A 13,113-nucleotide genomic window follows, 5' to 3' on the forward strand; every position below is an offset into this window, starting at 1 on the left:
GCCGTACGGTAGGCGCCGGCGTGGTAGCTAAAATTATCAAATAATTGATAAGACAAACCAAAATAAAACTGAAAAGGCGTATCGAAAGGTGCGCCTTTTTGTTTGGTATCAACTCAGTAATTTTTAGATTGTTCTTTATCTACGACGACCGGATCCACATAATAAACAGCCGGAATCTCCTGTTTATTGATTTGTTTTAACGCATGCTCAATAGCAATAGCTACCTGTTTTTTCGGTAGCTGATCAATAGTATTTTGCATTTTACCTTGTTTTACATATTCAATGGCAAGCGGAATACCGTCATAGCCGGTAACCAGCACTTTGCCAACCAAACCGGCGTTTTCCACAGCGGTAACCGCACCGATTGCCATATTATCGTTAGCGGCAAAAATACCATTAATATTTGGATTAGCGGTTAAAATATTAGTAGTTACATTAAGCGCTTGCTCGGTTTCCCAATTCGCCGATTGCGACGCCACGATTTTAATCTCCGGATATTCAGCAAAGGCTTTTAATGCACCGCCTTTGCGTTGTTCACCGTTATCAACGCCCGGGATACCTTCCAAAACCGCAACGTTACCTTTTCCACCCAACGCTTCGGCCAGGTTTTTCGCTTCCAGATAGCCACCGTTAAAATTATCTACGCCCACATAATTAAATTTCAGCCCCGCGGCTTCAGCAGCTTTTGCATCAAGACGAACATCCAGATCAATAATAGGAATCCCTGCTTTTTGTGCTTTTTGGAACGCCGGGATGAAGGCGATAGAATCATTCGGCGTCACAATAATGGCGTCGACTTTTTTTGCTATCATATTTTCGACCAAGCCCACCAATTGTTCCGTAGAATCTTCTTTCTCGGCCACCTGAATAATTAAATCAACATTTTTCTGTTTGGCGGCTTCCTCTGCCCCTTGTTGCATTGAAATAAAATATTCGTTGCTTAGTGTTTTCATTAATAATGCAATCTGCGGTTTATCCGCCGCTACCGCAAGCGTTGGTAGTGCAGCAAGCAATGCACTGATTTTGAATATGTTTTTTAATAACTTTAATTTCATATAACACACTCCCTGATTTAAGACTGAATAATTTGTTTCTTGACTTGAAACCGCTTTAGTTTACTGAGATTCAATGTTGAAAACTGTGAACTTTCTCCCATTTTTTGCATAAAAAATAATCTATTCTATGAACTACTATTTAGCTGAAACGACGGAGGTTAAATGAGTGAAAATACAATTTTAGAATTAAAAAATATATCCAAGCGTTTTTTTGGTGTGACCGTACTAGACGACATTCATTTGGATATTCGTCAAGGTGAGGTACTTTGCCTGATTGGTGAAAACGGTGCCGGAAAATCCACTTTGTGCAAGATTATTGCCGGTATTTATCATTGTGATGACGGCGAAATGTTTTATTTAGGCCGAAAATATTCGCCGGACACCGTCAAACAGGCGCAGGAGGCGGGCATCGGGTTTATTCATCAGGAATTGATGCTAGTCCCCAAATTAACCGTACTGGAAAATATCTTTCTGGGTTTAGAGAAAACCTCCGCTTTCGGGCGTATGAACTGGACGGCTATGCGGGAAAAAACGCAACATATCATTAACGAACTGGAACTGGATATAAAGCCGGACGATTTAATTTCCGATTTATCTATCGCTCAGCAACAAATGGTAGAAATCGCTAAAGCGGTATTCAGCGAATATAAGATCATTATTTTTGACGAACCGACATCATCCATTTCTCGCAAAAATACCGAGGTATTGTTTAACATTATTCATCAGCTAAAAACGAAAGGCGTGGCGATGATTTATATTTCACATCGTCTGGAGGAATTCAAATATATTGCTGATCGCGTTACCGTTTTAAGAGATGGACGAATTACGGGAACGATGCGCTATCAGGATACGTCGCCGGAAGAAATCGTACGTTTGATGGTCGGACGTAAAATTGATTTCAGTAGATACCTGCGTACAGGTTCCTTTAACGAGGAAAAATTACGGGTGGAAAATTTGCACAGCAAATATATTAAACCGATTTCTTTCAGTGTAAACAAAGGAGAAATACTAGGCTTTGCCGGACTTGTCGGAGCGGGACGAACCGAAGTACTGAGAGCGATTTATGGTGCGGACGAGGCCGGTGGCAAAATTTATATCGACGGGAAAGAAGTAAAAATCAATTCTCCTGAAGATGCGGTAAAGCATAAAATCGGGTTAATTACCGAAGACCGAAAATCTCAAGGTTTGGTACTTGGTATGAGTATTCGGGAAAATATCACACTACCGATTTTAAAACGCTTTTGGCGTAAATTTTATCTGGATAAAAAACAAGAACGGAGAGTCGCTGAAGAAAACAGAACCAAACTCCATATCGTTTCTCACGATCAGGAACAGCAAACTAAAACCTTATCCGGCGGCAATCAGCAGAAAGTGATTCTGGCTCGCTGGTTGGAAAGCGAAGTGGATATTTTATTTTTTGATGAACCGACTCGCGGCATTGATATCGGAGCAAAATCGGAAATTTATGATTTAATGCGCCAATTTACCGAAAGCGGTGGCACCATCGTGATGGTATCGTCGGATTTACCGGAATTAATCACCATCTCCGATCGCGTCGTAGTAATGCGTAACGGTGAAAAGATAAAAGAAATCGCCAATCGCACCGAAATTACGGAAGAAAATTTAATGCGCCTGATGATAGGTATTTAGAATAAGGATGACACTATGTTTTCATTGAAAAAAATAATCTCCAAATTAGGAATCGGGTTAGTTTTATTGTTCATGATTTTAGGGATGTCTTTCACATCGGAAGCCTTTTTATCGACTAACAATATTTTTAATATCCTATTACAAGTATCCGTCATTTGCGTGATCTCCGTCGGTATGACTTACGTCATTCTAACCGGCGGTATTGACTTATCGGTAGGCTCTATCGTCGCATTGAGCGCTGTTTGTTTGGGATTATTCACCCATTGGGGAGTAGCTCTTTTAGGTGAAAATCCGACGGAACTTATGCTTTCGATCGTTGTGATGGTATCCGTGCTTGGCTCCATCGGAGTCGGAGCCTTATGCGGGTATGTAAACGGTGTGATTATCGTTTACGGCAAGGTTACTTCGTTTATTACTACATTAGGCATGATGGGAATTGCACGAGGGCTGGCACTCACGCTGTCTAACGGTAAAACCATCTATAATTTTCCCGAGGCATTACGTTTTTTTGGTAACGGGCGATTGAATATAACGGATGGCTTTGGTATTCCGATACCGGTAATCATTGCTTTAATCGTCGTATTAATCAGCTTTTACATCTTAACCCAAACCGTTTTTGGACGGCAGGTTTATGCACTTGGCGGTAATCGTGAAGCGGTGAGATTATCCGGCATTAACGTGAATAAACTGGAAATTAAGACCTACGTGATTAACGGTGCGCTGGCGGCGATCGGAGCGGTAATTCTGGTAGGGCGGTTAAATGCTGCACAACCTATCGCCGGAACAGGCTATGAACTGGATGCCATTGCTGCAACGGTAATCGGTGGAACCAGTTTGATGGGCGGCGTCGGTTCGGTGATCAGCACTTCCATTGGCGCGCTGATTATGGGCGTGCTGCAAAACGGACTAACGCTTCTGAACGTCACCTCATATCTGCAACGTTTGATTATCGGTCTGGTTATCATTCTTGCCGTATTTCTTGACCAGTTGCGCCGCGGAGAAGTTTCCATCGGTCGTTTAAGACGTATTTTCTTCAGAGAGTAACGAGTATGCATTATTATTTAGGCATTGACTGCGGAGGTACTTTTATCAAAGCCGCGCTTTTTGATCAAACGGGAAGAATCCACGCCTGCGAAAGAGAAAGCCTCAGTGTAATAAGCGAGCAGGCGGGCTATGCCGAACGGGATATGGACGAGCTCTGGCGGGCATGCGCCAATGTTATTCGCGCTACCATAAAACACAGCAAAATTGAACCGCACTTTATTAAAAGCGTCGGCATTTCCGCCCAAGGCAAAGGCGCTTTTTTACTGGACAAAGAAAATAAACCGCTAGGACGGGCAATTCTGTCTTCCGATCAACGCTCGCAACCCATTGTTAAACGCTGGCAGCAAGAAGGGTTGGAAAAGAAAGTTTATCCACTTTCCCATCAAGGATTATGGACAGGTCATCCTGTTTCTATTTTACGCTGGTTGAAAGAAAACCAACCGCAACGTTATTATGCGATCAATAAGTTACTCATGTCGCACGATTACCTGCGCTTTTGTTTAACCGGTGAATTGTATTGCGAAGAGAGTAATATTTCGGAAAGTAATTTATACAATATGGCAATAGGAAATTATGAACCCGAATTGGCTCGATTGCTAGGCATTGAAGAAATCATAGATAAACTACCGCCCATTGTAAAACCGAATCAAATTGCAGGCTATGTCACGCAACAAGCGGCTCACCAATGCGGTTTGGCAGTTGGAACGGCGGTAGTCGGCGGTGTATTTGATGTCACAGCAATGACCTTATGTTTGACAGATGATAATGACGAAACCAAATTAAACGTGCTGTTAGGCACTTGGTCAATTGTTACAGGAATTACCCATACGATTGATGAAAGCCAAACCCTACCATTCGCCCACGGACGTTATGTCGAACAAAATACCTTCTTGATTCAGGAAGCAAGTCCGACTTCTGCCGGTAATCTGGAGTGGTTCATCAAGCAATGGAATTTAACTTATCATCAGACAAATCAAATAGTAGAAGCATTACCGCCGGCACAAAGTGCGGTCATTTTCATCCCATTTTTATACGGAACCAATGCCAAATTGGGCATGACTGCCGGATTCTATGGCATGCAAGCCCATCACACTTTGGCACATTTACTGCAAGCGGTATATGAAGGCGTATTATTCAGCCTCATGACACATTTAGCCTGGATGTATCAACGTTTTCCTCACGTACAACGATTGCGCGTAACAGGCGGCCCGGTAAAATCACCTGTTTGGTTACAAATGTTGGCAGATTTCAGCGGAAAAACGCTGGAAGTACTGCAAACGGAAGAAGTCGGCTGCTTAGGCGCGGCTTTAATGGCCGCGGAAGGAATCAGTCACGAAGCATCCGCTTTAAAACGGAATCAACAGTTAAAAATTATTCGTCCTAATCCCGCTTATTTCGACGCATATCAACAGAAATATCAGCAATATTGCAAGCTGGTTAGCCTACTAAGCGAAATGGCATAAAGTGCGATCAACAACATTTCAATTATTCTCAGGATGCTTCGGGCATATCCTTACCGCTTCCAATTCTTCAACGCGTCGGCAAATGCGTTACCCATGGCGTTATTGGATTTTGGGTTATTACGTTCTTGGCGGGAACCGTTAGCGCGCGGTTTTGCCGATAAAGTGCGGTCAGATTTGCCGTCGTTTTTCACCGCACTTTCATCCAGGCGCATAGTCAACGCAATACGGCGACGCGCGACATCCACTTCCAACACTTTCACTTTGACCACATCGCCGGTTTTCACCACTTGGTGCGGATCTTCCACGAATTTATCACTTAAGGAAGAAATATGCACCAAACCGTCTTGGTGAACACCAATGTCCACAAAGGCGCCGAAATTGGTGACGTTAGTTACTGTCCCTTCTAAAATCATGCCCGCTTTTAAGTCGGTAATCTCTTCCACACCATCGGCGAAAGTCGCGGTTTTAAATTCACCGCGCGGGTCACGCCCCGGTTTTTCCAATTCTTTAAAAATGTCCTGCACCGTCGGCAGCCCGAATTGTTCATCGGTGAACTGTTTCGCATCAAGCTGACGCACCAAACCAGCATTGCCCATTAAATCCTGAATGGATTGCTCCGTCGCCTGCAAGATTTTTTCTACGACAGGATAAGCTTCCGGGTGCACGCCTGAGGCATCCAATGGATTATCGCCTGCCGCAATGCGCATAAAGCCGGCGCATTGTTCAAAGGCTTTCGGCCCCAAACGCGGCACTTTTTTCAATTGTTCGCGGCTGTCGAAACGCCCGTTTTCATCACGATACGCCACAATATTTTGCGCAATGGTTTTGGTCATTCCCGCCACGCGCGCCAACAACGGCACGGAAGCAGTATTCAAATCCACGCCCACGGCATTCACACAATCTTCTACCACCGCGTCCAATTTGCGGGCTAATTGGCTTTGATTCACATCATGTTGATATTGCCCTACACCAATGGCTTTCGGTTCGATTTTTACCAACTCCGCCAACGGGTCCTGCAAACGGCGGGCGATTGATACCGCACCACGCAACGACACGTCCAATTCCGGGAATTCCTGCGCCGCCAGTTCGGAAGCGGAATACACGGAAGCGCCCGCTTCATTCACCACCACCGTTTGCGGTTTATTCTCTTTAATTTCTTTAATCACGTCTTTGGCAAAACGCTCCGTCTCACGGGAAGCGGTGCCGTTACCGATGGCGATTAATTCCACATTATGTTGCTTAATTAATTGGAAAATGGACAACATGGCGCGCTCCATCTGCCCTGTGTGTGGATAAATGGTGTCCGTTGCCAATAATTTACCAGTGTTATCCACCACCGCCACTTTCACGCCGGTGCGCAAGCCCGGGTCCAGCCCCATGGTATTTTTCGCCCCTGCCGGTGCCGCCATCAAAAGTGCGGTCAGATTTCGGGCAAAAACGTCAATGGCTTCCTCTTCCGCTTTCTCACGCAAGGTTGCCATGAGCTCCGTTTCTAAATGCAATGCCACCTTGATTTTCCATGTCCAGGCGATCACCTGCTTACGCCATTTGTCTGCCGGCTGTCCGCTGAAACGTACGCCGAGATAATCGCGAATAATCTCTTCACAATAACTTTGACGGCTGCCTTCTTCCGCGTCAGGATCGGCATTTAAACTTAGCTGCAAAATCCCTTCGTTACGCCCACGGAACATTGCCAGCGCACGGTGTGAAGGCACATTTTTGAACAATTCCTGATGGTCGAAATAATCCTGGAATTTCGCCCCTTCCGTCTCCTTGCCTTCAATGACTCTGGAAACCAACAGCGCATTCTTACTTAAGTAATCACGCACTTTCGCTAGTAAGCCGGCGTCCTCGGCGAAACGTTCCATTAAAATGTAACGGGTGCCGTCCAGTGCCGCTTTGCTGTCGGCAACGCCTTTCTCCGCATTAATGAATTCCTTTGCCGCCGATTCCGGATCGGCTTTCGGCTCGTTCCAAAGTAAGTCCGCCAACGGCTCAAGCCCGGCTTCAATGGCGATTTGTCCTTTGGTACGAAGTTTTGGTTTAAACGGCAAATATAAATCTTCCAACTCGGTTTTGCTTTGCGTAGCTTGGATTTTCTCGCGCAGCTCGTCCGTTAACTTGCCTTGCTCCTCAATGGATTTTAAAATGGTCTGGCGGCGTTCTTCCAGTTCACGCAAATAAATTAAACGGGTTTCAAAATGACGCAATTGGGTGTCGTCCAGCCCGCCGGTGGCTTCTTTACGGTAACGGGCGATAAATGGAATGGTGTTGCCATCGTCTAACAGTTGAATGGCGGCGAGAATTTTGTTATCACGCACATTCAATTCCTGCGCAATAAGTCGGCTGATTTGTTGGTTTAACATGATATGTACTTCTTAGTAATGAAAAAAACGGGCATAGCATACTGTTTTTGGACAAGAGGCTCAAATGTTTGTTTTACCACCTCCGCATTGCTAATTCAGTGTGACAATAGAATAATGATTTCGTTCTAAAACCACTCAATTCAGAAAATGGGATCGTTAAAATTTTCATACTTAACAAAATTAATCGCAAATTAACCGCACTTTTTCATATCACGGATTATTTAAGTATGTTCAACAGTCCAATAAATCGCCCAATTGCCGATGAAAGACGTTTTTCTTTATGGTAAATATAATTTATCCCACGTTTAAATTGAAAACCGTCTAATTCCACAGTCTTCAACATACCCATTTTCAGTTCGTTTTCAACGGAAAATCGAGAAATAATGGAAACCCCTAATCCATTCATTACACAACGTTTAATACCTTCTAAACTATTAATTTCCATAAATTTAAGCATAGAAATCTGATCTTTTGAAAATTGTTGTAAAAGAAATTTTCGGGTTTGGGAATTCTTCGGTTTAATGATAAATAATTCGTCACAAAGTTGCTCAAAACAACAAGATTCATGTGCGGCCAACACATGATCAGGAGGAACAATCAAAATCAGTTCATCAGACAAAAAACGATTAACATCATATTTTTGCGGATCAAAATAAATTTGGTCGGACATAATAATAAAGTCAATGGAATGATTCTCCAGCCCCTGAATCAGCTGTTGGGAAGAAAGAATTTCAAGACGAAGTTCTACATTCGGTGATAATTTTCGATACTCTGCAATAACCTGCGGTAACAAATAAACACCGACAAAATGGCTTGCGCCGATAATAATCTTGCCATAATTAGGATCATCATATTGATGTAGGTGCTCCACTGACATTTCTAAGGTGCTAATTATCTGTTCCACATAACTATAAAAAATTTTACCTTGTTCTGTTAGATATAAGCGGTTGTTGATCCGCTCAAAAAGTACAGTATTTAGGGCCTCTTCCAATTTGCGGATTTTTATACTCACCGCAGGTTGTGTACAAAACAAACGCTTCGATGTTTCAGTCACACTCAAACAATCGGCAAGCACAATAAATGTCTTTAATTGGTTTATATTCATATAATTCCATTAAATTATTTTATGATCCCTATAGGATAATACAATTATTCGTCATGAAATGAAATCACTATAATCGGCATTGACAGATCATTATAAGGAGCTATAGGTTATGAACAAAGCTATTCAGACTACCCCAATAGAGAGTAAAGAAAAGAATAAGCTTCTCAAACAATTAGGTATTCCTCTGGCGCTTGTCATCTTACTACTTTTAATGTGGATGCCTACCCCGGAGGGGCTAGCCATTCAGGGGCAAAAATCCATTGCAATTTTTGCTAGCGCCTTGATTTTGTGGGTGTGTGGTTCTATTCCCATTTATTTGACCTCAATGATTGTCATCATCTTATTATCACTCACCCAAACTGTGGAAAAAGATAAACTTGTTTTTGCCACATTAGGCTATGATGTGATTTGGTTAATGGTATCGGCATTTGTTCTCACCTCAGCTATGATCAAATCGAATATTGCCCGCCGTTTTGCGCTTTGGATGATTACTCATTTTGGACAAACACCGAAAAAAGCCTTATTTGTGCTCGTATTAATTAATTTTATACTTGTTTTCTTTGTTCCTTCAACAACAGCACGAGCCTCATTAATGGTTCCTATTTGCTTAATTCTTTTAGAAATTTACAAAGCCATGCCAGGCGAAAGCAATTTTGGACGATTAATGATGTTACAAGGTGTACAGGCCGATGCGATTGCTACATCGGGTGTGATGACAGGTACTGCTGCCAACATTATTGCTGTTGGTTTTATCAATAGCCAAGCAAACGGCGATATCGGTTATATTGACTGGGTAATTGCCTCCTTCCCTATTGCCTTTATATCCATGATGATTTCTTTCATGGTAGGCTTTAAATTATTTTCTATTAAAAAGGAAACACAATTCATTGAGGCATTGGGGCTCTTACAGGCGGAATTCAAAAAACTGGGTAAATTCACCTTAGATGAGAAGAAAGCCATGGTAATCTTCTTGCTCACCGTAGTGTTATGGGCAACAGAAGATTATCAAAAAATCTTATTTGGTTTCAAAATCAGTGTATATATGACTGCCGTTATTGCAGCCGTACTGTGCTTAATGCCTAAAATTGGATTACTAACCTGGAATGAAGCAAAAATCAAATGGGATTTAATGCTATTTGCTGCCGGTGCTTACGCCGCAGGAAATACGCTTGAGTCAACCAAAGGTGCTCAATGGATTATGGATAAAATTGTTCATGGATTGGGTTTAGAGAGCATGAATCATACCTTCGTCTATGTCGCTGTCATTTTTATTTGTATGTATAGTCACCTGATCTTCACCAGTAAAACCGTGCGAACTACGATTCTAATTCCATCTATTATCGCATTGGCCCAATCTTTAGGGATAAATCCGGTGACACTCGCACTCTCAGCATCATTTACTCTTACCTACACTATAACCTTACCGCCACATTCTAAGGTAAATACCATTTATTTTGCTACCGGCTATTTCAGTGTATTAGATCAGATGAAGTATGGCTTAATCACCTGTTTCATTAGTGCCTGCATGATCTGCCTGGCAACCTTTACATGGTTCCAATTACTCGGATACGGTTTATAAGGAAAAATAAAATGCGTTTAATTTTATTAAGACATGGTGAAACTTTATGGAATAAAGAACACCGTCTACAAGGACACCTAAATTCCCCACTTTCGGAAAAAGGTATTGCTCAAGCAAAAGCGATTAAACCTTTAATCGAAAAATTTTCCCTAAAACAAGTTATTTGCTCCGATTTGGAACGCGCCAAGCAAACTGCTGAACTTATCGGTTTTCCCAATGCCACACCGGATAGCCATTTGCGCGAACTTGCCATGGGTGAATGGGAAGGGCGAAAAAAAGACGAGATTATGCAAGAAAACCCCATCCTTTACCAAGACTGGAGAAACGGTAACTACACACCTAGAGGTGGTGAAAACTGGCAAGATTTTTGTCATCGAATTTCAACCGCACTTTTTCAGTGGACAAATAAATCTGATGGAGACATCTTAGCCATCGTACATAGCGGTGTAGTTCGTGCTGCCTGCGAAAGATTAATTTCTTTATCAACCAAGCATCTATTACCGGTAACCCAGGGAACACTTACTATTTTTGACATAACGCCAAATCATCCCATCAAGTTAGAAGCCTATAATCTAGGAAGTTTTGCGCCGGAAATCAATGTGGCAGATTAATAAGCTAAAGCAATTTAAAAGTAAAATACTTTTTACAAACAGGCATTGATCATTTATAACGTTGAATAGAATTTTATGTGCTGCACTTTTAAATTTAGCTCTATTGGTGAAATAATTGTATTCTTCATTTATAAATTCAAAAAGATAGGCTACAGCCTTTGCCGGAGAGTCTTCCCCGTTCTTGCCAGCTTTTTATTTTATGTTTCAGCCCTTTCTCGAAAAAAACATTAGCGATTTGCCCCAAAAATGGCAGAATAAACGCTAAATTATTTAATGGAGCTTTTACTTTTCTGGCGGAAATACGTTCAAAGCATAAATATTGCAATTATTGGTACCGGTGGCGAATGGCATTCACTTCCGGCACTTTCACTTTGACCACATCACCGGTTTTCACCACTTGGCGCGGATCTTCCACGAATTCACTTAAGCAAGGAATATGCACCAAACCGTCTTAGCAAACACCGATGTCCACGGCGGCGCCGAAATTGGTGACGTTAGTTACCGCTCTTAAGTCGGCAATCTCTTCTACGCTATCAGCGAGGGTTGCAGTTTTAAATTCACCGCGTGGGTTACGTCCCGGTTTTTCCAATTCTTTAAAAATGCCCCGCACTTGTTGGTCACCCAGAATGATATATACTTCTTAGTAATGAAAAAACAAGCATAGAATACTGTTTTGGACAATAGGTTCAAATGTTTAAGCCTTTTTCGATATAATTTTGCAGCAGCTGAGGACATTATTATGGCAAAGTCAAATTACATCACCCGACAAGGCTGGAACATGCTTGATCGGGAATTGAAATTTTTATGGAAAGAAGAACGCCCGCAGGTGACGCAAGCCGTCTCCGACGCGGCAGCATTAGGCGATCGCAGCGAAAATGCAGAATATATTTACGGTAAACGACGCTTACGGGAAATCGATCGCCGCGTACGCTTTCTGACCAAGCGTCTGGAAGTATTGCAAATTGTGGATTATTCCCCGAAACAGGAAGGCAAAGTGTTTTTCGGCGCATGGGTGGAACTGGAAAATGAGAGCGGTGAGGTAAAAGAATATCGCATTGTCGGCTGTGATGAATTTAATCCGGCAAATAACTGGATTTCCATTGATTCACCGGTAGCACGCGCGTTAATCGGCAAGCAGGAAGATGACAAAATTACGGTGGACACGCCTGCCGGCAAAATTTGGCTATGTGTGAATCGAATTTGGTATGAAAAAAACGCATAGCGTTAGAATTGCTTTTCAATAGATGAAAAGTGCGATCGAAAAAACACATAAATTTCTCACCGCACTTTTAGGATATCTAATATTACCGAGCCTTCTCATTATCCGGTTGTTCGGCAAATTCGTGCATCATATCGTGCATTCTGGCGCAATTTCGAGCAAAAGCACGACAGTATGGACAAATAGCCAAATGCATATAAACCTGACTGTGTTGCAACAAGGAAAGCGGTTTTTCCTGACCATCGGAAATTAACTTAGTAACCTGTTTACACTTCATGATGTTTTCCCACTTTATTTCTTTTCATCAAACCAATTATTAGACAGGCAGGCTTGCAACTGTAAGCGTGCGCGATAAAGTAAAACATGCAGATTGGAGACGGATAAATCACATTCCTCGCAAATCTGTTCACTTTTCATTTCAAAATACTCGCGCATCATAAATACGCGGGCTTGTTGTGCCGGCAAATGCTCCAAACAAGCTTCAAAAACAACCCAAAATTCCCGTTTATGTACCTGATTATCAGGTTCGTGCCAGGTTTGTGGGGAAAAATGGCTGCGATCCCAGTGACCGCTCTGATCAAAAAAGGCATTGGGCTCATCTGCCTCATCCTCGCCATCATAAATTTCTGACACATTCACCGTACGTTTACGGTAATTAATCAAATCAATGATTTGATTCTTCAAAATAGCAAAAAACCAGGTTTTCAGTGCAGAAGCCCCTTTAAATGAGGTCGCATGCTGATACGCTTTCACTAAGGTTTCCTGCACGACATCTTCCGCTAAATCTTCGTCCCTTAACTGTAAAGTGGCAAATTTCAGCATTTGCCGGCGAATATCCTCAATTTCTTGAGATGAAATGTGTTGAAAAGAAAATTGCATTGTTGAGTCCATTTTATTTTAATGAGTAGAAAAGAAAGTATTCTACCATCATATAATACAATGCACCTATAATATCTTAAAAATAAATAATTAAATTCAGCAGCAGGCTAAGATTTTTGCGAAAAAAGGACTTGTTCACCAC

11 protein-coding genes and 1 pseudogene are annotated in these 13,113 nt (G+C 42.2%); 6 read left to right on the plus strand and 6 right to left on the minus strand.

The annotated features are described in order from the left end of the window. Positions 1-113: 113 nt before the first annotated feature. Positions 114-1,055, minus strand: a complete 942-nt coding sequence (locus DK423_RS06430) for a sugar ABC transporter substrate-binding protein (RefSeq protein WP_005559526.1) — start codon at positions 1,053-1,055, stop codon at positions 114-116. 162 nt (positions 1,056-1,217) lie between these two features. Here DK423_RS06430 and DK423_RS06435 point away from each other — a divergent pair, with 162 nt between their 5' ends. Genes DK423_RS06435 through DK423_RS06445 form a run of 3 tightly spaced genes read left to right on the plus strand, consistent with a single transcriptional unit; the run spans position 1,218 to position 5,212 of the window. Then, positions 1,218-2,705 (plus strand): sugar ABC transporter ATP-binding protein, encoded by a 1,488-nt coding sequence (locus DK423_RS06435; protein ID WP_005559524.1) that lies wholly within the window; start codon positions 1,218-1,220, stop codon positions 2,703-2,705. A 15-nt stretch (positions 2,706-2,720) separates the two neighbouring features. Then, positions 2,721-3,749, plus strand: coding sequence for an ABC transporter permease (locus DK423_RS06440; protein WP_005559521.1), 1,029 nt, complete (start codon positions 2,721-2,723; stop codon positions 3,747-3,749). A gap of 5 nt (positions 3,750-3,754) precedes the next feature. Next, a complete protein-coding gene (locus DK423_RS06445) occupies positions 3,755-5,212 on the plus strand; it encodes an FGGY-family carbohydrate kinase (RefSeq protein WP_061886774.1) in 1,458 nt (485 codons plus the stop codon). Between the two features lie 50 nt (positions 5,213-5,262). On the opposite strand, the gene DK423_RS06450 is transcribed toward DK423_RS06445, so the two are convergent. Both DK423_RS06450 and DK423_RS06455 read right to left on the minus strand, forming a co-directional pair. After that, complete coding sequence (locus DK423_RS06450) at positions 5,263-7,578, minus strand: Tex family protein (RefSeq protein ID WP_005559517.1); 2,316 nt, start codon at positions 7,576-7,578, stop codon at positions 5,263-5,265. Positions 7,579-7,795: 217 nt separating this feature from the next. Continuing rightward, positions 7,796-8,683 carry a LysR family transcriptional regulator gene (locus DK423_RS06455; RefSeq protein ID WP_005559515.1) on the minus strand — a complete coding sequence of 296 codons (888 nt, stop codon included), beginning with the start codon at positions 8,681-8,683 and terminating at the stop codon, positions 7,796-7,798. A 109-nt stretch (positions 8,684-8,792) separates the two neighbouring features. Here DK423_RS06455 and DK423_RS06460 point away from each other — a divergent pair, with 109 nt between their 5' ends. Both DK423_RS06460 and DK423_RS06465 read left to right on the plus strand, forming a co-directional pair. Beyond that, positions 8,793-10,262 carry an SLC13 family permease gene (locus tag DK423_RS06460; protein ID WP_005559513.1) on the plus strand — a complete coding sequence of 490 codons (1,470 nt, stop codon included), beginning with the start codon at positions 8,793-8,795 and terminating at the stop codon, positions 10,260-10,262. A gap of 11 nt (positions 10,263-10,273) precedes the next feature. Next, on the plus strand, positions 10,274-10,873 hold the full coding sequence (locus tag DK423_RS06465; RefSeq protein WP_005559511.1) for a histidine phosphatase family protein: 600 nt from the start codon (positions 10,274-10,276) through the stop codon (positions 10,871-10,873). Positions 10,874-11,207: 334 nt separating this feature from the next. Here the strand turns inward: DK423_RS06465 and DK423_RS06470 are convergent. Then, positions 11,208-11,483: pseudogene (locus DK423_RS06470) on the minus strand (S1 RNA-binding domain-containing protein); the annotation flags it as partial. 129 nt (positions 11,484-11,612) lie between these two features. On the opposite strand from DK423_RS06470, the gene greB reads away from it, so the two are divergent. Further along, positions 11,613-12,095 (plus strand): transcription elongation factor GreB, encoded by a 483-nt coding sequence (gene greB, locus DK423_RS06475; RefSeq protein ID WP_005559504.1) that lies wholly within the window; start codon positions 11,613-11,615, stop codon positions 12,093-12,095. Positions 12,096-12,177: 82 nt separating this feature from the next. Here the strand turns inward: greB and DK423_RS06480 are convergent, their stop codons facing one another. Together DK423_RS06480 and DK423_RS06485 are read right to left on the minus strand one after the other, a co-directional pair. Continuing rightward, complete coding sequence (locus DK423_RS06480; protein WP_005578025.1) at positions 12,178-12,369, minus strand: zf-HC2 domain-containing protein; 192 nt, start codon at positions 12,367-12,369, stop codon at positions 12,178-12,180. Positions 12,370-12,383: 14 nt separating this feature from the next. Further along, positions 12,384-12,971, minus strand: coding sequence for a sigma-70 family RNA polymerase sigma factor (locus DK423_RS06485; protein WP_005559502.1), 588 nt, complete (start codon positions 12,969-12,971; stop codon positions 12,384-12,386). Positions 12,972-13,113: the final 142 nt, after the last annotated feature.

Source organism: Aggregatibacter actinomycetemcomitans, assembly GCF_003130205.1.
GTDB lineage: Bacteria > Pseudomonadota > Gammaproteobacteria > Enterobacterales > Pasteurellaceae > Aggregatibacter > Aggregatibacter actinomycetemcomitans_A.

Coding starts and splice junctions, on each gene's coding strand:
- DK423_RS06485 (WP_005559502.1), bottom strand. CDS start 12,971: ATGCAATTTTCTTTTCAACACATTTCATCTCAAGAAATTGAGGATATT.
- DK423_RS06455 (WP_005559515.1), bottom strand. CDS start 8,683: ATGAATATAAACCAATTAAAGACATTTATTGTGCTTGCCGATTGTTTG.
- greB (WP_005559504.1), top strand. CDS start 11,613: ATGGCAAAGTCAAATTACATCACCCGACAAGGCTGGAACATGCTTGAT.
- DK423_RS06435 (WP_005559524.1), top strand. CDS start 1,218: ATGAGTGAAAATACAATTTTAGAATTAAAAAATATATCCAAGCGTTTT.
- DK423_RS06465 (WP_005559511.1), top strand. CDS start 10,274: ATGCGTTTAATTTTATTAAGACATGGTGAAACTTTATGGAATAAAGAA.
- DK423_RS06430 (WP_005559526.1), bottom strand. CDS start 1,055: ATGAAATTAAAGTTATTAAAAAACATATTCAAAATCAGTGCATTGCTT.
- DK423_RS06440 (WP_005559521.1), top strand. CDS start 2,721: ATGTTTTCATTGAAAAAAATAATCTCCAAATTAGGAATCGGGTTAGTT.
- DK423_RS06445 (WP_061886774.1), top strand. CDS start 3,755: ATGCATTATTATTTAGGCATTGACTGCGGAGGTACTTTTATCAAAGCC.
- DK423_RS06460 (WP_005559513.1), top strand. CDS start 8,793: ATGAACAAAGCTATTCAGACTACCCCAATAGAGAGTAAAGAAAAGAAT.
- DK423_RS06480 (WP_005578025.1), bottom strand. CDS start 12,369: ATGAAGTGTAAACAGGTTACTAAGTTAATTTCCGATGGTCAGGAAAAA.
- DK423_RS06450 (WP_005559517.1), bottom strand. CDS start 7,578: ATGTTAAACCAACAAATCAGCCGACTTATTGCGCAGGAATTGAATGTG.